General features: G+C 73.2%; 21 protein-coding genes, 2 tRNA genes, 1 other RNA gene and 1 pseudogene. 9 read left to right on the forward strand and 16 right to left on the reverse strand.

Annotation, left to right across the window (positions count from 1 at the left end; genetic code table 11):
• Positions 1–20: 20 nt before the first annotated feature.
• On the reverse strand, positions 21–494 hold the full coding sequence (locus AC5WAM_RS21395; protein WP_366790879.1) for a MarR family winged helix-turn-helix transcriptional regulator: 474 nt from the start codon (positions 492–494) through the stop codon (positions 21–23).
• Between the two features lie 173 nt (positions 495–667).
• On the opposite strand from AC5WAM_RS21395, the gene AC5WAM_RS21400 reads away from it, so the two are divergent.
• Positions 668–877 carry a hypothetical protein gene (locus tag AC5WAM_RS21400; RefSeq protein ID WP_030677166.1) on the forward strand — a complete coding sequence of 70 codons (210 nt, stop codon included), beginning with the start codon at positions 668–670 and terminating at the stop codon, positions 875–877.
• A 109-nt stretch (positions 878–986) separates the two neighbouring features.
• Entirely contained in the window at positions 987–1,208 is a 222-nt protein-coding gene (locus tag AC5WAM_RS21405) for a hypothetical protein (RefSeq protein ID WP_366790880.1), read from the forward strand.
• Between the two features lie 726 nt (positions 1,209–1,934).
• On the opposite strand, the gene AC5WAM_RS21410 is transcribed toward AC5WAM_RS21405, so the two are convergent.
• The 8 genes from AC5WAM_RS21410 to AC5WAM_RS21445 all read right to left on the reverse strand — a co-directional run bounded on the left by AC5WAM_RS21410 (position 1,935) and on the right by AC5WAM_RS21445 (position 6,834).
• A complete protein-coding gene (locus AC5WAM_RS21410) occupies positions 1,935–2,852 on the reverse strand; it encodes an RNA polymerase sigma factor SigF (protein ID WP_366790881.1) in 918 nt (305 codons plus the stop codon).
• A 242-nt stretch (positions 2,853–3,094) separates the two neighbouring features.
• Positions 3,095–3,922, reverse strand: a complete 828-nt coding sequence (locus tag AC5WAM_RS21415) for an RNA polymerase sigma factor SigF (protein ID WP_138960561.1) — start codon at positions 3,920–3,922, stop codon at positions 3,095–3,097.
• Positions 3,923–4,198: 276 nt separating this feature from the next.
• Positions 4,199–4,492 (reverse strand): Dabb family protein, encoded by a 294-nt coding sequence (locus AC5WAM_RS21420; protein WP_366790882.1) that lies wholly within the window; start codon positions 4,490–4,492, stop codon positions 4,199–4,201.
• Positions 4,493–4,501: 9 nt separating this feature from the next.
• Complete coding sequence (locus AC5WAM_RS21425; RefSeq protein WP_030677182.1) at positions 4,502–4,681, reverse strand: hypothetical protein; 180 nt, start codon at positions 4,679–4,681, stop codon at positions 4,502–4,504.
• A 504-nt stretch (positions 4,682–5,185) separates the two neighbouring features.
• Positions 5,186–5,270, reverse strand: a tRNA-Ser gene (locus AC5WAM_RS21430).
• 125 nt (positions 5,271–5,395) lie between these two features.
• Positions 5,396–5,827 carry a tRNA adenosine(34) deaminase TadA gene (gene tadA / locus AC5WAM_RS21435; protein WP_495523623.1) on the reverse strand — a complete coding sequence of 144 codons (432 nt, stop codon included), beginning with the start codon at positions 5,825–5,827 and terminating at the stop codon, positions 5,396–5,398.
• Between the two features lie 101 nt (positions 5,828–5,928).
• Positions 5,929–6,474, reverse strand: a complete 546-nt coding sequence (locus AC5WAM_RS21440) for a tRNA adenosine deaminase-associated protein (protein WP_495523624.1) — start codon at positions 6,472–6,474, stop codon at positions 5,929–5,931.
• A gap of 192 nt (positions 6,475–6,666) precedes the next feature.
• A complete protein-coding gene (locus AC5WAM_RS21445; RefSeq protein ID WP_171075797.1) occupies positions 6,667–6,834 on the reverse strand; it encodes a hypothetical protein in 168 nt (55 codons plus the stop codon).
• Between the two features lie 140 nt (positions 6,835–6,974).
• Here AC5WAM_RS21445 and upp point away from each other — a divergent pair, with 140 nt between their 5' ends.
• Positions 6,975–7,610 (forward strand): uracil phosphoribosyltransferase, encoded by a 636-nt coding sequence (upp, locus tag AC5WAM_RS21450; protein WP_138960559.1) that lies wholly within the window; start codon positions 6,975–6,977, stop codon positions 7,608–7,610.
• Positions 7,611–7,643: 33 nt separating this feature from the next.
• On the opposite strand, the gene AC5WAM_RS21455 is transcribed toward upp, so the two are convergent.
• Positions 7,644–8,303, reverse strand: a complete 660-nt coding sequence (locus tag AC5WAM_RS21455) for a LytR C-terminal domain-containing protein (RefSeq protein ID WP_366790883.1) — start codon at positions 8,301–8,303, stop codon at positions 7,644–7,646.
• Between the two features lie 124 nt (positions 8,304–8,427).
• The gene (locus AC5WAM_RS21460; RefSeq protein ID WP_003955420.1) at positions 8,428–8,724 is read right to left on the reverse strand and encodes a type II toxin-antitoxin system VapB family antitoxin; all 297 of its coding nucleotides are present in this window, start codon (positions 8,722–8,724) and stop codon (positions 8,428–8,430) included.
• 309 nt (positions 8,725–9,033) lie between these two features.
• On the opposite strand from AC5WAM_RS21460, the gene AC5WAM_RS21465 reads away from it, so the two are divergent.
• Positions 9,034–10,551 (forward strand): helicase HerA-like domain-containing protein, encoded by a 1,518-nt coding sequence (locus tag AC5WAM_RS21465; RefSeq protein WP_495523625.1) that lies wholly within the window; start codon positions 9,034–9,036, stop codon positions 10,549–10,551.
• 12 nt (positions 10,552–10,563) lie between these two features.
• On the opposite strand, the gene AC5WAM_RS21470 is transcribed toward AC5WAM_RS21465, so the two are convergent.
• Positions 10,564–11,157 (reverse strand): HhH-GPD-type base excision DNA repair protein, encoded by a 594-nt coding sequence (locus AC5WAM_RS21470; RefSeq protein WP_366790884.1) that lies wholly within the window; start codon positions 11,155–11,157, stop codon positions 10,564–10,566.
• A 41-nt stretch (positions 11,158–11,198) separates the two neighbouring features.
• Positions 11,199–12,113 carry a LysR family transcriptional regulator gene (locus AC5WAM_RS21475; RefSeq protein ID WP_495518516.1) on the reverse strand — a complete coding sequence of 305 codons (915 nt, stop codon included), beginning with the start codon at positions 12,111–12,113 and terminating at the stop codon, positions 11,199–11,201.
• Between the two features lie 129 nt (positions 12,114–12,242).
• Here AC5WAM_RS21475 and AC5WAM_RS21480 point away from each other — a divergent pair, with 129 nt between their 5' ends.
• Positions 12,243–13,214, forward strand: coding sequence for a DMT family transporter (locus AC5WAM_RS21480; RefSeq protein ID WP_366790886.1), 972 nt, complete (start codon positions 12,243–12,245; stop codon positions 13,212–13,214).
• Here AC5WAM_RS21480 and AC5WAM_RS21485 read toward each other — a convergent pair.
• Positions 13,151–13,777, reverse strand: a pseudogene (locus AC5WAM_RS21485) (sensor domain-containing protein); the annotation flags it as partial. The gene AC5WAM_RS21480 and the pseudogene AC5WAM_RS21485 overlap by 64 nt on opposite strands.
• A 121-nt stretch (positions 13,778–13,898) precedes the next feature.
• A complete protein-coding gene (locus AC5WAM_RS21490; protein ID WP_366790887.1) occupies positions 13,899–15,341 on the reverse strand; it encodes a family 2B encapsulin nanocompartment shell protein in 1,443 nt (480 codons plus the stop codon).
• Between the two features lie 309 nt (positions 15,342–15,650).
• Between AC5WAM_RS21490 and AC5WAM_RS21495 the strand changes: the two genes are divergently transcribed.
• A complete protein-coding gene (locus AC5WAM_RS21495; protein WP_495518517.1) occupies positions 15,651–16,406 on the forward strand; it encodes a glucose 1-dehydrogenase in 756 nt (251 codons plus the stop codon).
• Positions 16,407–16,471: 65 nt separating this feature from the next.
• Here AC5WAM_RS21495 and AC5WAM_RS21500 read toward each other — a convergent pair.
• A tRNA-Ser gene (locus AC5WAM_RS21500) sits at positions 16,472–16,559 on the reverse strand.
• 73 nt (positions 16,560–16,632) lie between these two features.
• On the opposite strand from AC5WAM_RS21500, the gene ffs reads away from it, so the two are divergent.
• The 3 genes from ffs (at position 16,633) to purD (ending at position 20,507) form a co-directional block, all read left to right on the forward strand.
• Positions 16,633–16,731, forward strand: an RNA gene (gene ffs, locus AC5WAM_RS21505) — signal recognition particle sRNA small type.
• A 63-nt stretch (positions 16,732–16,794) separates the two neighbouring features.
• On the forward strand, positions 16,795–19,092 hold the full coding sequence (locus AC5WAM_RS21510; RefSeq protein ID WP_495518518.1) for a DNA polymerase III subunit gamma and tau: 2,298 nt from the start codon (positions 16,795–16,797) through the stop codon (positions 19,090–19,092).
• Between the two features lie 167 nt (positions 19,093–19,259).
• Positions 19,260–20,507 (forward strand): phosphoribosylamine--glycine ligase, encoded by a 1,248-nt coding sequence (gene purD / locus AC5WAM_RS21515; protein ID WP_366790890.1) that lies wholly within the window; start codon positions 19,260–19,262, stop codon positions 20,505–20,507.
• Positions 20,508–20,543 lie beyond the last annotated feature (36 nt).

A 20,543-nucleotide genomic window follows, 5' to 3' on the forward strand; every position in this document is an offset into this window, starting at 1 on the left:
GGGGTTCCTTCTCCTGGTTCTTACGCGGGTGTACGGGTGGGTGCCGCGACGCGCGGCGCGGCGGACCTGCAGTCCCCGAAGCTGTCGCGGAGCCGGGCCATCAACGCGATGAGCAGGCCGACTTCGTCGTCGGACCAGTCGCTGAGCCGCTCGGCGAGCAGCCGGGACGTGCACGCGGAGAGCACTTCCAGCTGCCGTTCGCCGGCAGGGGTGAGGCGCAGGATGCGCGAGCGCTTGTCGGTGGGGTCGGGGGACCGGTCGATCCACCCCCGCTCCGCGACGTGCGCCACGTGCCGGCTGGTCACCGACATGTCGACGGCGAGCAGCTCCGCGAGCCGGCCCATGCGCATCTCGCCGTAGCGGCTCAGCAGGGTCAGGACGGCCGCCGAGCCCGCCGGGCAGTCGTGCGGCAGGATCCGGGCGAGGTCGCGTTTGACGGCGCCGATGGCGCTGAGCTGGCGGGCCAGCTCCTCGTACTGACGCTGAGCGGCCACGGCACCCTCGCTTTCGTTGCTTAGGGCAACGATAAAAGCAGTTGGTTGCCACAGGCAAACGAAATGGGCCCCCACCCCCTAAAACCCTGGCAAAGCCCAGTACCCCCCTCTGTAAAGTCCCCGGTCAGAGGGGGGTTGGGCGGACCACCCAGGATTCGCTAGGGTCCTGCCCCATGGCACACAACCCCCATGCCCCGCAGGGTCCCGAGGGCCAGCACGACCCCGCGGGCTCCACGCAGATGTTCCGCGCCTTCGTCGACGAGCCCCCGCAGGGCCGCTCCCGCCCGCAGCAGGCCCCCGCGGGCCCGCGCATCGGCCTGATCGTCGGGGTCGTGGCGGCGATCGTCATCGTCGCGGCCGTGGCCTGGCTGGCCCTGAAGTAACTACCGCCAGTCCACGTCCACGTCGCGCGTCTCCACGTGCATCCCCCAGGGAACACGCCACGCGTCGACACAAACCGGCCAAGTCTTCCTGACGCTCTGCCCGCCCCGTATGGGCGCGGGCATCTTCACCGTCGACTCCACGCTCCCCCAGTCGACCCCGAGCGCCCCGATGATGTGCGTCCCGAACTCCACGGTCCCCGACCGCACGGCCGCCCCACCGGTGTTCCGCAGCACCAGCGTCACGTCCTCACACCACCGCCGCGCCCCTGCCTCCCGCACGGGCGCCCCCACCTCCACCACGGCCGGCCTCACCGGCCCCGGCGACCCGTGAGAGGCCCCGGGCCGCCCGGGCTCGCCGCCTTCCCCGGCGGAAGAGGAGGGCCGAGGCGCGGACGGCGAACCGGACGCACCGGGCGCAGGCGCACGCGAGTCCCTCACACGCGGCGAACGCTCGCCGCGGGAAGGCGAGACGGAAGGCGCGGAACTCCCCGGAGGCCCACCGGAAGAGCGCCTCTTCGAGAAGGACGGCGAAGGCCGCTCCCGAGGCCGGTCGAGGGCCTCGAAGGAAACGCCCCCACGCGGAGCGACGGCTTTGACGGACGGGGAAGCCTCAGAGGCGACGTATCCATCCCGCGCCCCACCCCCGCACGAGACGACGAACCCCAGACACACCACAACAACCGGAAAACCCACGAGTCTCCGACGCATCGCGCAAGTGTGACTGACACACCGTCAATTAGGAACCCACGGGCACCGATCGCCGAACATGGAACCCACCGGGGGACGGCCGCCAACGAAACGCGAGGGGACGTGCCGGTATGTCCGCCCGCAGCCACAGCAACGGCACCGCCCCGCACGGGAGTCCGCCCCGCGCACGTGACGGGCGAGGACGGACATACCGGCGCGGCCCCGCCGCACAACGGTCGCAGAGCGCCAGACAACGGCGGGCACGGGAAGGCCGAACGCCAGCAGCCGGGAAGGCCGAACGCCAGCCGCCGGGAAGGCCGAACGCCAGCCGCCGGGAAGGCCGAACGCCAGCCGCCGGGAAGGCCGAACCTCAGTCGGAGATGAGCCCTTCGCGGAGCTGGGCCAGGGTCCGGGTGAGCAGCCGGGACACATGCATCTGCGAGATCCCGACCTCCTCACCGATCTGCGACTGCGTCATGTTCGCAAAGAACCGGAGCATGATGATCCGCCGCTCCCGCGGCGGCAGCTTCGCAAGCAGCGGCTTCAGCGACTCCCGGTACTCCACGCCCTCAAGGGCGGTGTCCTCGTACCCGAGCCGGTCCGCGAGCGACCCCTCGCCGCCGTCGTCCTCGGGCGCGGGGGAGTCGAGCGAGGAGGCGGTGTACGCGTTCCCCACCGCGAGGCCGTCGACGACGTCCTCCTCGGAGACGCCGAGCACGGCCGCGAGCTCGGGCACGGTCGGCGACCGGTCGAGCCGCTGCGCGAGGTCGTCACTGGCCTTGGTGAGCGCGAGCCGCAGCTCCTGGAGCCGCCGAGGCACCCGCACCGACCAACTCGTGTCCCGGAAGAACCGCTTGATCTCCCCGACCACGGTGGGCATCGCGAACGTCGGGAACTCGACCCCGCGCTCGCAGTCGAACCGGTCGATGGCCTTGATCAGCCCGATGGTGCCGACCTGGACGATGTCCTCCATCGGCTCGTTCCGGCTGCGGAAGCGCGCGGCCGCGTACCGCACGAGCGGCAGGTTGAGCTCGATGAGGGTGTCTCTGACATACGCGCGCTCGGGGCTGTCCTGATCGAGCGCGGCGAGCCGCAGGAAGAGGGAGCGGGACAGGGTCCGGGTATCGATGGCCTCGGGCGCCGCCGGGACGGCGGCCTCCGGCACGGCCGCCGCAGGAGCGGCCGCAGGAGTGGCCTCGGAACCCTGAAGCGCGTCGGGCGCGGACGCGCTCTCGCGGCCTTCGAGCGTGAGCGTGAGCACCTTCGAGCTGCCCTGGTCTGCGGACATGCCACCCCCTTGAGGTCGCGGACGGTCGCGGCCTGCGCCCACCGAAGGAACGCAGCCTCCACCTGAATACCGGAGCCGGAGCTGCGGCAAACGCGGTTCCAGCAGAATGTCACATGTCGGCAACACGCTGTAGTGACTTGTCGACAAGTGAGGGTGACGTACCCGCAGGAGAGAGAGGGTCTCGGCCGATTTCGCCCAACTCCCCGTCGGCAACGGCGAAAAGACCGGTCCACCCGATACGGTTACGCCTCGATCCGATTTGCGGATCGCAGCCGCGCGAAGCTTCTGGCCAACAGTCTTGACACATGCATCTGCGAGACGCCCAATTCGGCACTGATCTGAGATTGGGTCAGATTACTGTAGTACCGCAGCAGCAGAATGCGCTGCTCGCGCTCGGGCAGCTGCACGAGCAGATGCCGCACGAGATCGCGGTGCTCGACGCCGTCCAGGGCGGGGTCCTCGTACCCGAGCCGGTCGAGGAGCCCCGGAAGCCCGTCGCCCTCCTGCGCGGCCTCCAGGGACGTCGCGTGGTACGAGCGCCCGGCCTCGATGCAGGCGAGGACCTCGTCCTCGCCGATCCGCAGTCGCTCGGCGATCTCGGCGGTGGTCGGGGAGCGCCCGAAGGACGTGGTCAGGTCCTCCGTGGCCCCGGTGACCTGCACCCACAGCTCGTGCAGACGTCGCGGCACGTGCACCGTGCGCACGTTGTCGCGGAAGTAGCGCTTGATCTCGCCCACCACGGTCGGCATGGCGAAGGTGGGGAACTGGACGCCCCGGTCCGGGTCGAACCGGTCGATCGCGTTGATGAGCCCGATGGTGCCGACCTGGACGACGTCCTCCATCGGCTCGCTGCGGCTGCGGAAGCGCGCGGCCGCGTACCGCACGAGCGGCAGGTTGGCCTCGATGAGCGCGGCGCGCACGCGGGCGTGCGCGGGGGTGCCCGGTTCGAGCTCCTTGAGCTGGGCGAACAGGACCTGGGTGAGGGCCCGCGTATCGGCGCCCCGGGTGCTCGTGGGCCCCTTCGCGGGCGGCGCTTCGGGCGCAGAACTGGCCGGCAACGTCAACGCCACCCCTTCGAACCGGTCGACTCGATCAGCTTGGTCAACTCATCCGTCAAAAGCGGTCATAGCATCACAAGACATGTGCACTGTGTGCAAGCACCCCATAACTCCGTGTTGAGGGCGGCGGGACGGGCAGCGGGACGGGGGTGGGACGGTGTGCGGCACCGGGAAACGCAAGCGGCCCCGCACCGTTGGAGGTGCGGGGCCGCTCGGGCGGTCGCGTCGAAGCCCCGAGGGGCTCGTCGGAGCGCGCGGTGGCGCGTGCTCAGAAGCGGTGGCGCGTGCTCAGAACTCGTAGTCGGCGATGACCCAGGTCGCGAACTCGCGCCAGAGCGCGACGCCCGCCTGGTGGGCCGGGTGCTCCAGGTAGCGCCGGAGCGCGTCGGGGTCGGCGACGGCGGAGTTGATGGCGTAGTCGTAGGCGATGGGCCGGTCGGAGATGTTCCAGGCGCACTCCCAGAACGACAGCTCCGGGATGAGGCCGCCGAGCTCCTCGAAGGCCTTCACGCCCGCGGCGACGCGCGGGTCGTCGCGCTCGACGCCGTCGTTCAGCTTGAACAGGACCAGATGGCGGATCATCAGGTGCTCCTAGTCGTCCTTGCCCCCGTTGGCGACCCACGTCATGAAGTCGCCGATGGCCTTGGCGGCGTCCGAGATGCCCTCGAAGCCGACCTGTACGTAGTCGGCGGCCTTGGCCGGATCGGTGATGATCACGTACAGGACGAACACCACAAGGACGAAGAGAATGAGCTTCTTTGGGTCCTTCACGCCGTGCCCTCCCCGTTTCCGCTCATCCCACGCCCCCGTCGCCCTCTGTCCTAGCCGCTGCCGCCTGTTGCCGGGCGAGTCTAACGCGGCGCTAACTCACCGGGTTTTTAAGGACCAATGACCCCCCGCCCATGGGCCCTTCGCCTGCGGCGTCGCGGTGGTGCCCGGCGGAGGATGGGGGTGAGCCCGCGGGATCTGGCAGGAATCCACGGGCCGGGACCGGCCTCCACTGCGGGGTCCGCGCCGCCCTTTCCCCCGGTGGCGGCGCGGACTTGAGAGAGCCGGGCCTCATCGGGGGGAGCGGCTGTCCCCCCGTGCCGCTTCCCCCGGCCTTCCCTCGCACGGGCGGGGCGTCGGCGCCCCGGCGAACAACGTGCACCCTGACGAACAGCGCACGCAACGACGAGCAGCGCGCACCCCGACGGACAACGCGCACCCTGACGAACACCCCACACAACGACGAAGGGCCCCGTCCTCAAGGACGGGGCCCTTCGTGCTGAAGAGCGGTAGCGGAGGGATTTGAACCCTCGGTGACTTGCGCCACACTCGCTTTCGAGGCGAGCTCCTTCGGCCGCTCGGACACGCTACCGAGAGAGATCCTAGCCCAAGGTGGGCCCTGCGCTGAAATCCGTTCCCGGCCAGACCTCGGCCGACCGGGAATCCGCCCGGAATCCGCAGGGAATCCGCCGGGAATCCGCGCCGGGAAGGGCTCCGCTACCGCCCCCGGAAGAAGACGGTGAGCAGCTGCGCGCAGTCGTCGGCGAGGACGCCCTCGACGACCTCGGGGCGGTGGTTGAGCCGCCGGTCGCGCACGAGGTCCCACAGGGAGCCCGCGGCGCCCGCCTTCTCGTCGCGGGCGCCGTACACGACCCGGTCCACGCGGGACTGCACGAGCGCGCCCGCACACATCACGCACGGCTCCAGGGTGACCACGAGGGTGCAGCCGGGCAGCCGCCAGGAGCCGAGCGCGGCGGCGGCCCGGCGCAGCGCGAGGACCTCCGCGTGCGCGGTGGGGTCGCCGACCGCCTCGCGTTCGTTGTGGCCGCGCGCGAGCACCGTCTCGCCGTCCGGGGACAGCACGACGGCGCCGACGGGTACGTCACCGCCCCGGACGGCCAGTGCGGCCTCGTCCAGGGCGAGCCGCATCGGCGCCTGCCAGCGGTCCCGTACGGGATCGGGGAGAGCGTTCACACGAGGAGCCACACGACGAACCTTACGGATCACCCGGGCCTGTCGCGCGGACGTGGTCAGCGGACCGCTTCGAGCACCTCCGCGGCGCCCAGGACGTCGGCGATCTCGTTGAGGGCGTCCCCGCTCTCCAGGGCGAGCAGCTCCTTCTCCGATACGCCGAGGTCGCTCAGGAGCTCCCGGTCGCCGAGCGGTCCCGCGGGCACGGCCTCGGCCCCGCCGTCGGTCTCGTCGTCGCCGGAGGAGTCCTCGCCGTCCTCCGTGCCGTCGAGGTCCAGCGCGTCCAGGTCGTCCGCGCCGTCGTCCGGATCGCGCCCCAGCATCTCGTCGGTGAGCAGGATCTCGCCGTAGGCGCTGCGGGCGGCGGCGGCCGCGTCCGAGACGTAGATGCGCGGGTCGTCCTCGCCGTCCACGCGGACGACGCCGAACCACGCGTCTTCCTGCTCGATGAAGACGAGCACTGTTTCGTCGTCGGCGCCGCCCGCCTCGGCGGCGGCCTCACGGGCCAGGTCGGTCAGATCCGACAGGGTCTCCACATCGTCGAGCTCCGTGTCGCTCGCTTCCCACCCGTCTTCGGTGCGCGCGAGCAGTGCGGCGAAGTACACCGTGACTCTCCCACTGTTCATAGGCGCCGGTTGGGGATCCCCCCGGCGGACGTCGGGGGCGGGAAATGCTGTGCCGAGCCCCGCCCACTCGGAATCGTGGCAGAAACAACGGCTTCAGGAGAGGTCTTCCGGCCGCTGTGTCCGCGTCGCGTTGCGAATCACATGCTGTTTCGCCGTCGTGGCCCCCGGCGGCTACCAGCGGAACGTGCGCATGCGCATCGCCTGTCGCAGCCGGGCCGCCCGTGCGCGGCGCGGCGTCACCCGGGCCCGCAGCTCGCGTGCCTCGGCCAGTTCGTGCAGGAACTGGGCACGGCGCCTGCGGCGCTCCGCGTCGGTCTCGCGCGCTTCCCTGTCGGGCATCGGCCACACCACCCCGGTCCGTACGTCCACCTTCCCCCGGGGAGCCGGGTTGATGCCAACGGAGGGACAGGGAGGGCCGTGGCGGGCAGGTGCGGCCCGCGGGGGACGGAGGGGGCGCTTCGCCCGGTTACTGTTGAACAATGCGGATCCACGTCGTCGACCACCCGCTGGTGGCGCACAAACTCACCACGCTGCGCGACAAGCGCACCGACTCCCCGACCTTCCGGCGCCTGGCCGACGAGCTGGTCACCCTGCTCGCGTACGAGGCCACCCGGGACGTGCGCACCGAGCAGGTCGACATCGAGACCCCGGTCGTCGCGACGACCGGCGTGAAGCTGTCGTACCCGCGTCCCCTGGTGGTGCCGATCCTGCGGGCCGGGCTCGGCATGCTCGACGGCATGGTGCGCCTGCTGCCCACCGCCGAGGTCGGCTTCCTCGGCATGATCCGCAACGAGGAGACGCTCCAGGCGTCCACGTACGCGACCCGCATGCCGGAGGACCTGTCCGGCCGCCAGGTGTACGTCCTCGACCCGATGCTCGCCACCGGCGGCACCCTGGTCGCGGCGATCCAGGAGCTCATCAAGCGCGGCGCGGACGACGTGACGGCCGTGGTGCTCCTCGCCGCCCCCGAAGGTGTCGAGGTCATGGAGCGCGAGCTGGCGGGGACGCCGGTGACCGTGGTCACGGCCGCGGTGGACGAGCACCTGAACGACAGCGGGTACATCGTCCCGGGCCTCGGCGACGCCGGGGACCGGATGTACGGGACGGCCGAGTAGCAGGCCGTCGCACCGCCGCGCGGCGGTGTGCGCTCAGCAGTTCTTGCCGTCGCCCGACGACGGCCCGGAGGGCGCCGGTGAGGGCTTGGCAAGTGCCGCCAGGGCCTCGGCGGCGTCCTTCTCCTTCGCCAGGCCCTTGAACCCGGCGCCGAGGATCAGGTCGACCGTGCCGCTCCTGCGGCCGTCGGTGCGCTTCTCCGCGCCGGTGAGCTGCGTGGCGAGCACCGGCAGCGCGGTGTCCAGGGCGGAGCGGGGGCCGAGCACTATCCCGGGGCCCTTGACCTTCTTGTCGTACGCCTTGGTGGCGTTGTCGAACTTGGCGACGGTGAAGCCGCGCTTCTTCAGGTCGTCGGCGGTCTTCTTGGCGAGGCCCTCGCGGGGCGTGGCGTTGAAGACGTTCACGGTGATGCGGCGGGGCTCGGGCAGCGGCCCGGCCTTCTTCGCCGCGGCCTGCCGCTGCGGCTGTTTCTTCTTCGCGCAGTCCTTGGCGGGGGCCGCGGCGGACGCCTCGTCGCCGCCCGTGAAGACGTCGATGAGCTGCAGGGTGCCCCAGCCGATGAGGCCGAACGCGGCGAGGGCCGCGACGGCCGCGAGCACGATCCTGCGGCGGCCGCTCGGGCGGCGCATTCGCGGATACTTGTCCCCCGTGATGCGGTACTTGCCGCCCATGCCGGGGGGAGTGAGCATGCTCATGGGCGCAGCGTAGTGCCGACGGGGCACGATGCCTACTAAATGATCATTATCGGATGCGCAGTCCAACCCGAAAGGGCCAACGCGGAATTGGGCCCTGGCGCGGGGGGCGCTCCGGGGGGTGGCGTCAGCCCAGTTCGAGGACGCGGGCGTGGAGGACCTGGCGCTGCTGGAGCGCGGCGCGGACCGCGCGGTGCAGGCCGTCCTCCAGATACAGGTCGCCCTGCCACTTGACCACGTGGGCGAAGAGGTCGCCGTAGAACGTGGAGTCCTCGGCGAGCAGGGTCTCCAGGTCGAGCTGGCCCTTGGTCGTCACGAGCTGATCGAGGCGGACCGGGCGCGGCGCGACGTCCGCCCACTGCCGGGTGCTTTCCCGGCCGTGGTCGGGGTACGGCCGGCCGTTTCCGATGCGCTTGAAGATCACACGGAAAGCCTACCGGTCAAGGCTCTCCGGGCGCAGCCATGGCGGCCGAGTGCGACCCTGGGAAATGCCGTCCGAAAGCCGGGCAAAGCGGGAACTCTCCAGTCGGGAACGGGGTGCGAAGTGAGCGACAGCCGACCGGCGCCGTCCACACCCGATGGCGGAAACCGCCCGAACGAGTCCGTGCCCGGGGTGTCCCCGGGCGCGCAGCCGCCCCCCGAGGCCGCCGAGGCGCCCGAAGCCGCTGCGCCCCCCGAGGCCGCCGCGGCCCCCGAAGCCGCCGAGGCGCCCGAGGTCGCCGAGGTCACGGAGATCGCCGCCGGGTACGCCTTCCAAGGGCCCGCGCTCGACCTCGGGGCCGTCCTGTGGGAGGGCCGGTGCCACCCGGACGCGCAGGTGCGCATCCCGCTGGCGATGCTCAACCGGCACGGGCTCGTCGCCGGGGCCACCGGCACCGGCAAGACCAAGACGCTCCAGCTCGTCGCCGAGCAGCTCGCGGCGCAGGGCGTGCCGGTCTTCCTCGCCGACGTCAAGGGCGACGTCTCGGGCGTCTCCGTGCCCGGCGAGCCGGGCGAGAAGGTCGCCGCACGGGCCCGCGAGGTCGGCCAGGAGTGGGCACCGCGCGGCTTCACCAGCGAGTTCTACGCGCTCGGCGGCATCGGCACGGGCATCCCCGTACGGGCCACCGTGACGAGCTTCGGCCCGCTCCTCATGGCGAAGGTCCTCCAGCTCAACCAGACCCAGGAGCAGTCCCTAGGCCTGATCTTCCACTACGCCGACCAGAAGGGCCTCGAACTGGTCGACCTCAAGGACCTGCGGGCGGTCGTCACCTTCCTCACCTCGCCCGAGGGCAAGGCGGAGCTGAAGGCCATCGGCGGCCTGTCGACCGCCACGGCCGGGGTCATCCTGCGGGCGCTCACCACGTTCGAGACGCAGGGCATGGGGGACTTCTTCGGGGAGCCGGAGTTCGACACGAGCGAGTTCCTGCGGGTGGCCGGGGACGGGCAGGGCCTGGTGTCGGTCCTGGAGCTGCCCGCCGTCCAGGACAAGCCCGCGCTCTTCTCGACGTTCCTGATGTGGCTGCTCGCGGATCTGTACCACGACCTCCCGGAGGTCGGTGATCTGGACCGGCCCAAGCTCGTCTTCTTCTTCGACGAGGCGCATCTGCTGTTCAGCGGGGCGTCCAAGGCGTTCCTGGAGTCGATCACCCAGACCGTGCGGCTCATCCGCTCCAAGGGCGTCGGCGTCTTCTTCGTCACCCAGACGCCCAAGGACGTGCCCGCCGACGTGCTCGCCCAGCTCGGCAACCGCGTCCAGCACGCGCTGCGCGCCTTCACGCCCGAGGACCAGAAGGCCCTCAAGGCGACCGTGCGGACCTTCCCCACCTCCGCGTACGACCTGGAGGAGACCCTCACCGGCATGGGCACCGGCGAGGCCGTGGTCACCGTGCTGAGCGAGAAGGGCGCGCCGACGCCGGTCGCGGCGACGCGGCTGCGGGCGCCGCAGTCCCTGATGGGGCCGGTGCAGGCCGCGGACCTGGAGCGGGCGGTGCGGGGCTCCGGGCTCTACTCCCGGTACGCGGAGGCCGTGGACCGCCACTCCGCGTACGAACGCCTCCAGGAGGAGTCCGCTGCGGCCGCCGCCGCGGCCCCCGCGGAGCCGCCCAAGGCCGCCAGGGGCAAGGGCGGGAGCGGGAGCGGTGGCGGGGGTTCGGTCGTGGACCAGGTGGTCGGCAGCGGCATGTTCAAGTCGCTGCTGCGGTCCGTGGGCACGCAGCTGGGCCGGGAGATCTCCCGCTCGGTCTTCGGGACGGCCCGGCGGCGGCGCTGACCGGCCGGGCGGCTACGTCGACGCGGCCCGCTTGGCCGCCGCCTTCTGCTCCTGCTTGTAGGCGCGGACCTTGTGCAGCGTCTCCGGGCCCGTGATGTCGGCCGCCGAGCGGTAGGACCCGGCCTCGCCGTAGGCCCCCGCGGCCGCCCGCCAGCCCGTGGGGCGCACGCCGAGCTGCTTGCCGAGCAGGGCCAGGAAGATCTGGGCCTTCTGCTTGCCGAAGCCGGGCAGGTCGGTGAGGCGGCCCAGGAGCTCCTTGCCGCTGCCCGCGTCCCGCCAGATCCCGGCGGCGTCCCCGTCGTAGTGCTCGACCAGGTACTGGCACAGCTTCTGCACGCGCCCCGCCATCGAGCCGGGGTAGCGGTGCACGGCGGGCTTCGTGGCCAGGAGCGCGGCGAACTCCTCCGGGTCGTACGCGGCGATGTCGTGCGCGTCGAGGTCGTCCGCGCCCATCCGCCGGGCGATCGTGTACGGGCCCGCGAACGCCCACTCCATGGGGACCTGCTGGTCCAGGAGCATCCCGACGAGCGCGGCCAGCGGGCTGCGGCTCAGCAGCGCGTCGGCCTCGGCCTCCTGGGCGAGGTGCAGGGTGACGTCCTTGTCCATGGGCCGATCATCCCCCGGCCGGGCCCCGGGCGCAGGCCGGGCTAGGCGGCGGCACCGGCCGTGTCGGCCGCCGTCGTGCGCAGGGCCCCGAGGAACGCCTGGAGGACCGGTCCCTGCGGGGCCGTCGCGCGGACGGCCGCCCAGATCGAGCGCGTCGGCCGGGGGCGGGTGACGTCGCGTACGACGACGTCCCCGGCGTCGTCCGGGACGCCCGCCAGGCCGAGGCCCGGCACCAGGGTCACGCCCACGCCCGCCGCCGCGAAGCCCCGGGCCGTCGCGTAGTCGCCGCTGTCCACGACGGAGTCGGGGGTGAAGCCCGCCGCCGCGCACGCGTCGAGCACGGCGTCCAGACAGGGGCCCGGCAGCTCGCTGCCCACCCAGGGCTCCCCCGCGAGCTCGGCGAGGTAGAGCACGGCACGCCCGGCCAGACGGTGGCCGGCCGGGAGCACCGCGCGGTAGTGGTCGTCCAGGAGGTGGACGAAGCGGACGCCGTCCACCGGTGGCGCGTCGGGGCGCCGCACCACGAGCGCCAGGTCCACGCGGCCCGCCTTCACGTCCGGCAGCGGGTCCTCGTCGAGCCGCAGCTCCGTGTGCACGCCCGGGTGCTCCCGCCGCAGCAGGGCGAGGGCGGGCGCGACGAGGCGGGCGCCCGCCGTGGCGAAGTACCGCACCGAGATCCGCCCCGTGCGCCCGGACCGCAGGTCGGCGAGCGCGGTCTCCGCCTCGGCGACGTGCCGTCCGACCGCCGCCGCGCAGTCCGCGAGCAGCCGCCCGGCGTCCGTGGGCCGCACGCCGCGCCCGGTCCGTTCGAGGAGGGCGACGCCCGCCTCCTTCTCCAGGGCCGCCATCTGCTGGCTGACCGCCGAGGGCGTGTAGCCCAGGTTCCGGGCCGCCGCGGTGACCGAGCCGCTGCTGACGACCGACCTCAGGATCTGCATGCGCCGCATGTCGAGCATGCGCCCAGCGTACGCCCCGGATGTAGCACTGCTTAAGTCTGGCTCCATATCTTTTCGCTTGTCTTACGGGTCGGGCCGGGGCACCGTCGACGTACGCCCCCCAAGCCCCTCCCTGACTCTGGAGCCGTCGTGCGCGTCGCCGTCCTCGCCCTGCTGTGGGGTTCGAGCTTCCTGTGGATCAAACTCGCCCTCGACGGCGGGCTCGGGCCGCTGTACGTCACCGTCGTGCGCTGCGCGCTCGGCGCCGCCGTGCTCCTCGGGCTCGCCCGCGCCGCCCGCCAGCGCCTGCCGCGCGACCGCCGCACCTGGGGCCATCTGGTCGTGGCCGCGCTGTTCTGCAACGCGCTGCCGTTCCTGTTCTTCAGCATCGGCGAGCAGAGCGTCGACTCGGGCGTCGCAGGCGTCATGAACGCCACCACGCCGCTGTGGTCCCTGGGCCTCGGCCTGCTCCTGCGCACCGACCGGGGGCTCGGCCCGCACCGGCTCGGCGGGCTCGTCCTCGGCTTCGCCGGCACGTTGCTGATCTTCGCGCCCTGGCACGGGGCGGGGCTCGCCGGCGCCGGCGCCCTGGTCCTGCTCGCCGCCGCCGTCAGCTACGCGGTCGCCTTCGCGTACATGGCCCGCCACCTCGTCGGCCGCGGCACCGCACCGCTCGCCCTCTCCGCCGCCCAGCTCCTGGTGGCCACCGGCCTGACCGCGCTCGGCCTGCCCTTCACCGCGGGGCCCGCCGCCGCGCCGGGCCTCACCGGGCTCGTGGCCGTCGTCGTCCTCGGCGTCCTCGGCACCGGCCTCACCTTCCACCTCAACTCCCGCCTCATCGCCGACGAGGGCCCCACCGCGGCCGCGACCGTCGGCTATCTGCTGCCGGTGGTCTCGGTCGCGCTCGGGGCCCTCGTCCTGGGGGAGGAGCTGAGCGTGCGCGTCGTGGCGGGGATGGCGGTGGTGCTCACCGGGGTCGGGCTCACCCGCTACCGGCCGAGCAGCGACCGCACGGCGGCCCGGTCCACGCCGTTCAGGGCACGGATGACCAGCGGCGTGAGCAGCACGAGCAGGATGCCCACGGCGGAGACCCCGGCGACCTGCCACGGCGACTCGATGTAGTACGCGTGGTGCTCGCCGCCCGAGGTGAAGTCGTAGACGCGGTAGCCCGGCCAGTCCAGATAGCGCGCGAAGACCCAGGAGTACGCGGGGAACAGGGCGACGGCCCAGCCGGTCACCCACAGCGTCACCGCCACGCAGAAGCTCGTCACGCGCCACGGGAACATCACGACCTGGAACAGCAGGGCCCGCCAGCCCGCCGCGTCCCCGAGCCGCGCCCACGCCCGGGCCCAGGCGCCGCCCTCGCGCGGCGTCCGCGCGGCCGCCGGGTCCTCGACCACGAGCCCGAGCCGGGCCCGCGCCCGGCGCCGCTCCACCGCGCCCAGGCCGCGCGCCCCGGCCAGCATCGCCGCGTACACGGGGATGCCGAGCAGCGTGACGGCGAGGCCCGCGCCGAGCGAGAACAGCGTGACGGCGAAGACGAAACCGGCGATCGCCACGGGCAGGTTCGTCAGCGTGTACCCGAACTCCCGGAAGGTGCCCGCGGAGACGGGCGCCCGCCAGAAGCCGGGCCGCCGCGCCTGCTCGGGCGCGGCCGGGGCGGCGTAGGGGAGGGTCGTGGTCATGGCGGGCCTCGCGTTCGTCTGCTGCGTGGTGGGGACGTGCCGTGCTGACGTCCCCACTCTCCCCGGGGCGGGGCCGCGCCGACATGGGGCGGGGTGGTGTCCCGGGGTGTACCCAGGCCCCCTACGCGCGGGCGGCGGAGACCTGGACGCCCTCCAGGACGCCGAGCGCGTCCGGGACGAGCACGGCCGCCGAGTAGTACGTGCTCACCAGGTAGGAGATGACGGCCTGGTCGTTGATCCCCATGAACCGCACGTTGAGCCCCGGCTCGTACTCGTCCGGGATCCCGGTCTGGCGCAGCCCGACGACGCCCGCGTCCTCCTCGCCCGTGCGCACGGCGATGATCGACGAGGTCTGCCCGGCGGAGACCGGGATCTTGCCGCAGGGCAGCAGCGGGACGCCGCGCCAGGCCGGGACCCGGCGCCCGTCCAGGTCGGTGTGCCCGAAGTACAGGCCCCGCTTGTTGCACTCGCGCCCGAAGGCCGCGACGGCGCGCGGGTGCGCGAACAGGAACCGCGTCTGCCGCCGCATGCTCAGGAGCTCGTCGAGGTCGTCCGGGGTCGGCGGTCCCGAGTGGGTCTGGATGCGCTGCCCGTGGTCGGCGTTGTGCAGCAGGCCGAACTCCCGGTTGTTGACCAGCTCGTGCTCCTGCCGCTCGCGCAGGGCCTCGATGGTCAGGCGGAGCTGCTGCTCGACCTGGTTCATCGGGTCGTTGTAGAGGTCGGCGACGCGCGAGTGCACCTTCAGGACGGTCTGCGCGACGCTCAGTTCGTACTCCCGGGGCCGCAGTTCGTAGTCGACGAACGTCCCCGGCAGCGGGGGCTCGCCGGAGTGCCCCGACGCCAGGTCGACGGCCGCCTCGCCGTGCTTGGTCTGCGGCAGGTCGCGCTCGGCGAACCGCCGTCGCGCGTGCTCCCGCAGCGCCTCGTGCCGCCCGGCGACGGCCTCGTACTCCTGCCGGGACAGCACGAGCGCGGTGGTGGCGGTCGCGGCGCGCGCGGTGAACTCCCACGTGCCCGCGTCCGCGGCGTCCGGCGCGAGCGCCCGCCCCCCGAAGAACCCGCCGTCGGCGACGACGCCCAGCGCGGTCTCGTCGCCGTACGGGCCGTGCCCGATCCGTTCCACGCGTCCGTGCGCGACGAGCACGACCTGGTCCACGGGGTGCCCGGCCTCGACGACGACCTGCCCCGGCTCGTACTCGCGCTGCGTGAACCGCGCGGCGAGCGCACCCAGGGCCTCCGCCTCGTCGAACCCGCGCAGCAGGCCGAGTTCGGCCAGCTCCTGCGGTACGACGCGGACGTCGGCCCCCTCCTGCACGAAGGACACCCGGCCGTCGCCCACGGCGTACGTCAGCCGCCGGTTGACCCGGTACGTGCCGCCCTTCACCTCCGTCCACGGCAGCGACCGCAGCACCCAACGGGAGCTGATGCCCTGCATCTGCGGCACGCTCTTGGTGGTCGTCGTCAGGTTCCGCGCGGCGGCGATCCCCAGGCTCAACTGGGCGCGTCCGCCCTCCTGTCCGCCCTCTCGACCGCTCTCCGGCTGCTGCTCCGCTGCTGTCGACATCGCGCGTCCCTTCCGGCTCCGGCAAGGCCTGGTGAGGCGCGACGAGCCAACAACCGGCGCGCACCCGGGTCAACGAGCGCCCCGTCCGCCCCGGGCGCCCGATGGCCGGTAAGCGCCGCCCCGCGGAACGTCCCGGCACGTCGGCGCTCCGCCCCTCGCCTCCGGCAGCACACGGACCCCATGGGAATGGCTGTTTGGCATATCACCCGAACGTGTAAATCCAGCGGGTGTGAGCTCCAGGGTGGTGGTGCTGGACCCAGGCTCAGCTCACACTCCCCGCCGCGGCCGCGCGGCCCCGACGATCGGTCCATGCAGCGATTCACGGACAAGACGGCTCTGATCACCGGCGGCACCAGCGGCATGGGCCTCGCGACGGCACGGCGCCTCCTCGACGAGGGCGCGCACGTGGTCATCACCGGCCGGGACGAGGCACGCCTGGCGAAGGCCGCGGCGGAGCTGGACGCCCCCGGCCGCGTGCTCGCCGTGCGGGCGGACGCGAGCAGCCCGGCCGACCTGGACGCGTTGATGAGCGCGATCGAGGACTGGCGCGGCGGCCTGGACACGGTCTTCGCCAACGCGGGCGTGGGCCTCTTCAAACCGAGCGCGGAGATCACCGAGGAGGACTTCGACCACGCGGTGAACGTGAACTTCAAGGGCGTCTACTTCACCGTCCAGAAGGCCCTGCCGCTCCTGCGGGACGGCGGCTCCCTCGTCCTCAACGCCTCCTGGACCCTCCACCGGGGCCTCGCCGTGGCGTCGGTCTACTCCGCCACGAAGGCGGCCGTCCACAACCTGGCCCGCACCCTGGGCGCCGAACTCGCCCCCCGGGGCATCCGGGTCAACTCCGTCAGCCCCGGCTACATCGACACGCCCATGTACCGCGCGGCCAACCCGGACCCCGCCGCCGAGTCCGCCGTCACCGCCCAGGTCCCCCTCGCCGCCCTCGGCCGCGCCGAGGAGGTGGCGGCCGCGGTCGCCTTCCTGTCCTCGGCCGACGCCGCGTACGTCACGGGGCAGGACCTGGTGGTCGACGGCGGGCTGGTGGGTTCCGTACCGATGGCGTAGCGCACAACGTCGAAGGGCCCCGCTGCAAGCAGCGGGGCCCTTCGACATCGTGCCCGGTGAGGCACTGGCGGAGGATACGAGATTCGAACTCGTGAGGGGTTGCCCCCAACACGCTTTCCAAGCGTGCGCCCTAGGCCTCTAGGCGAATCCTCCGCGGCAAACAATACAAGACGTTGAGGAGTGCTCGCGAACTCGTTCCCGGGGGTGGGGATCGGCTACTGTGGGGGCCAGCCCCTCACGTGGCGCTATCTGACTGAACTCCCCCAGGGCCGGAAGGCAGCAAGGGTAGGTCGGCTCTGGCGGGTGCGTGGGGGGCGCTTTGCGTTCTGGGGCCGGTGCTGCCGCAGGGCGGTCCGTGTTGTCAGTGGGCGCCATTAACCTCGTAGGTGTGTCGTCTCTCGCGCTGTACCGCCGCTATCGCCCGGAGTCGTTCGCCGAGGTCATCGGGCAGGAGCATGTAACCGACCCGCTGCAGCAGGCGCTGCGGAACAACCGGGTCAATCACGCGTACCTGTTCAGCGGCCCGCGCGGCTGCGGCAAGACGACGAGCGCGCGCATCCTCGCCCGCTGTCTGAACTGTGAGCAAGGTCCCACTCCGACCCCCTGCGGTGAGTGCCAGTCCTGCCGCGACCTCGCGCGGAACGGACCGGGGTCGATCGACGTCATCGAGATCGACGCGGCCTCCCACGGTGGCGTGGACGACGCCCGTGACCTGCGCGAGAAGGCCTTCTTCGGGCCCGCGAGCAGCCGGTACAAGATCTACATCATCGACGAGGCCCACATGGTCACGTCGGCGGGGTTCAACGCCCTCCTGAAGGTCGTCGAGGAGCCCCCGGAGCATCTGAAGTTCATCTTCGCCACGACCGAGCCCGAGAAGGTCATCGGCACCATCCGGTCGCGCACGCACCACTATCCGTTCCGGCTCGTGCCCCCCGGCACCCTGCGGGACTACCTCTCCGAGGTGTGCGGGCGCGAGGACATCCCCGTGGCGGACGGGGTGCTGCCCCTCGTCGTGCGCGCGGGCGCCGGTTCCGTGCGTGACTCCATGTCCGTGATGGACCAGCTCCTCGCGGGCGCCCGCGAGGACGGTGTGACGTACGCCATGGCCACCGGCCTCCTCGGGTACACGGACGGGTCGCTCCTCGACTCCGTGGTCGACGCGTTCGCCTCCGGGGACGGCGGCGCCGCCTTCGAGGTCGTCGACCGCGTCATCGAGGGCGGGAACGACCCCCGGCGGTTCGTCGCCGACCTGCTGGAGCGGCTGCGCGACCTCGTGATCCTCGCCGCCGTGCCCGACGCCGCCGAGAAGGGCCTCATCGACGCCCCCGCCGACGTGGTCGAGCGCATGCAGGCGCAGGCCGGGGTGTTCGGCGCCGCCGAGCTCAGCCGCGCCGCCGACCTGGTCAACGCGGGCCTCACGGAGATGCGCGGCGCCACATCGCCGCGGCTCCAGCTGGAGCTGATCTGCGCCCGCGTGCTGCTCCCCGCCGCGTACGACGACGAGCGTGCCGTCATGGCCCGGCTCGACCGCCTGGAGCGGGGCGGGCACTTCATGGCGCAGGGTCCCGCCTCGGCACCCCCGATGGGGTACGTGCCCGGGCCCGAGGCCCACGCGGGCGTGCAGCAGCCCGGCGTCGCCGTGCCGCCGGGGCCCGTCGCTCCGCCCGGCCCGCCCGTTCCGCCCGGTGGCGGTCCCGCCGCCGCGCGTGCCGCGGTGCGGGGGGCATCCGACGGGGCTCCCGCCGGGGGCACCGTGCCGTCCGGGCCCGTGCCGTCCGGGCCCGCGCAGGGTGCCACCCCGCCGCCTCCGCCGGTGGCTCCCGCGCCGCCCGCTGCCCCGGCCCCGGCCCCGCAGGCCCCCGAGCCCGCCCAGCCGTCCGCCCCCGCCGCGAGCCGCCCCGGCAGCTGGCCCACAGCCTCCGCGCCGGGCGGCGGAGCCGCGCCCGCGGCCTCCGGCGCACCCCGGCCCGGCGGCTGGCCCACGGCCGCCCCCGCGGGCGGCGGCGCCCCCGCCCCCGCGCCGGTCACGCCGTCCGCGCCCCCCGCGGCCCCGCAGGCCCCGGCCCCCGCCCCGCAGGCCGCCGCGCCCGCGCCCACCGGCGGCCTGGACCCCCGCTCCCTCTGGCCGAACATCCTGGAGGCGGTCAAGAACCGCCGCCGCTTCACCTGGATCCTGCTCAGCCAGAACGCGCAGGTGGCGGGCTTCGACGGGACCACCCTCCAGATCGGCTTCGTCAACTCCGGGGCCCGGGACAACTTCGCGAGCAGCGGCAGCGAGGACGTCCTGCGCCAGGCGCTGTCCGAGCAGTTCGGCGTGCAGTGGAAGGTCGAGGCGATCGTCGACCCGTCCGGCGGCAGCGCGCCGCCGCCCGCCGCGACCGGCTTCGGCGGCGGCCAGGGCGGTGGTTACGGCGCCCCGTCCGGCGGCTACGGCGCCCCCGCCGCCCCCCGGCCCGCCCCGCAGGCGCCCGCGGCTCCGGCGCCGCAGCCCGCTGCCCGGCCCGCCCCGGCGCCCGCGGCTCCGGCAGCGGCCGCGCCCGTGTCACCGCCTCCGGAGCACATCGCCCCGGAGGACGACATCCCCGAGGACGACGATCCGGACCTCGTCGACTCCGCCCTGTCCGGGCACGAGCTGATCGTCCGCGAGCTGGGCGCGACGGTGGTCGACGAGTATCCGAACGAGTAGGGGGTGCCCGGCCGGGCACCCGTGCTCGGACGGTGGTCGACGAGTATCCGAACGAGCAGCGGGCGCCCCGCCGGGCCCCGTGCTCGTAGGAATCCACAAACCACCTCCGCCCCCCGCCTAGGACACCCGACCAAACCCACCCGCCCCGCCGGGCTAGGCTTCACCCTGTGAAGGTCCTCGTCATCGGCAGCGGTGCCCGCGAACACGCCCTGTGCCGCTCCCTGTCCCTCGACCCGGCGGTCACCGCCCTGCACTGCGCCCCCGGCAACGCCGGCATCGCGGAGGCGGCGGAGCTGCACCCGGTGGACGCCCTGGACGGCGCCGCCGTGGCCGGGCTCGCCCGTGAGCTGGGGGCGGACCTCGTCGTCGTGGGGCCGGAGGCGCCCCTCGTCGCCGGAGTCGCCGACGCCGTGCGGGACGCGGGCATCCCGTGCTTCGGACCGTCCAAGGAGGCCGCGCTCCTGGAGGGCTCCAAGGCCTTCGCCAAGGACGTGATGGCGGGCGCCGGGGTGCCCACGGCACGTTCGTACGTCTGCACCACCGCGGCGGAGGTCGACGAGGCCCTCGACGCCTTCGGTGCGCCGTACGTGGTCAAGGACGACGGCCTCGCTGCGGGCAAGGGCGTCGTGGTCACCAGCGACATCGAGCAGGCGAGGGAGCACGCCCGCGCCTGCGGCCGCGTCGTGATCGAGGAGTTCCTCGACGGCCCCGAGGTGTCGCTGTTCGCCGTCACCGACGGCGAGACGGTCGTCCCGCTGCGCCCCGCCCAGGACTTCAAGCGCGCACTCGACGGCGACGAGGGCCCCAACACCGGCGGCATGGGCGCCTATTCGCCGCTGCCGTGGGCCGACCCGAAGCTCGTCGACGAGGTGCTCGACACGGTCCTGCGGCCGACCGTCGACGAGCTGCGGCGGCGCGGCACCCCGTTCGCCGGTCTCCTCTACGCGGGGCTCGCGATCACCAGCAGGGGCGTGCGCGTCATCGAGTTCAACGCCCGCTTCGGCGACCCCGAGACGCAGGTCGTCCTCGCCCGCCTGGAGACCCCGCTCGCGGGCGTCCTGCTCGCCGCCGCCAACGGCACCCTCGCCGATCTGCCGCCGCTGCGCTGGAGCGACGACGCGGCCGTCACCGTCGTCATCGCCTCGCACAACTACCCGGACACCCCGCGCACGGGCGACCCCATCGTGGGCCTCGACGCGGTCGCGGCCCACGACGCCCCGCACGCGTACGTCCTGCACGCGGGCACCCGGCGCGAGGGCGACGCGGTCGTCAGCGCGGGCGGCCGCGTACTGTCCGTGACCGCGACCGGCGCCGACCTGACGCAGGCCCGCGAGCGCGCGTACACCGCGGTGTCCCGCATCAGCCTGGACGGCTCCCAGCACCGCACGGACATCGCGGAGCGCGCCGCCGAGTAGCCGGGGGGCGACCGGGTCGTGACGTAACGTAAGGCC

This window comes from Streptomyces sp. JLYT201 (genome assembly GCF_059448825.1).